Below are 487 nucleotides of genomic sequence, written 5' to 3'. Positions count from 1 at the left end.
CACCAGGTAGGCGGCCACCTTCTCGACGAAGCCCGTGGGCCCGCACACGTAGACGTGCGGCTCGAAGTCGGGTGGCCAGCCGTAATTCGCCAGGTCCTCCGGGGTGATACGGCCCGCGGGGCGCGCGGCCCCCGCGGCCGCCTGGCGCGTGTAGATGCGGGTCACGTCCAGGCCGGGTGCACCCTTCAGCAGCTCGGGGCCGTAGAGCTGCTCCTGGGGTGAGCGCAGCGAGTAGATCAGCCGGAACGGGACCCGGCTGCCCACGGCCTGCCTGGCGCGGATCATGCACATCAGCGGCACCAGACCAGACCCTCCGGCCACCAGCAGCACCGGCTCGGGCTGCTCCGGCCGCCAGACGAACCAGCCGCCGACCGGGCCCCTCAGCTCCAGCCGGTCGCCGACCACCAGCTCGTCGACCAGGTACGGCGAGACCTCACCATCGGCGATGCGCTGCACGGTCAGCTCCACGCGCGCGCCGTCCTGCGCG

At 72.9% G+C, this 487-nt stretch carries 1 protein-coding gene; it reads right to left on the bottom strand.

All coding sequences use genetic code 11. The annotated features are described in order from the left end of the window. Nucleotides 1-487 (bottom strand): FAD-binding oxidoreductase (locus MQN93_RS43735; protein WP_242713924.1); only part of this gene is annotated, 487 nt, incomplete at both ends.

Source organism: Streptomyces spinosisporus, assembly GCF_022698145.1.
GTDB classification, from domain to species: Bacteria; Actinomycetota; Actinomycetes; order Streptomycetales; family Streptomycetaceae; genus Streptomyces; species Streptomyces spinosisporus.
This window is presented reverse-complemented; position numbering and strand designations above follow the sequence as displayed.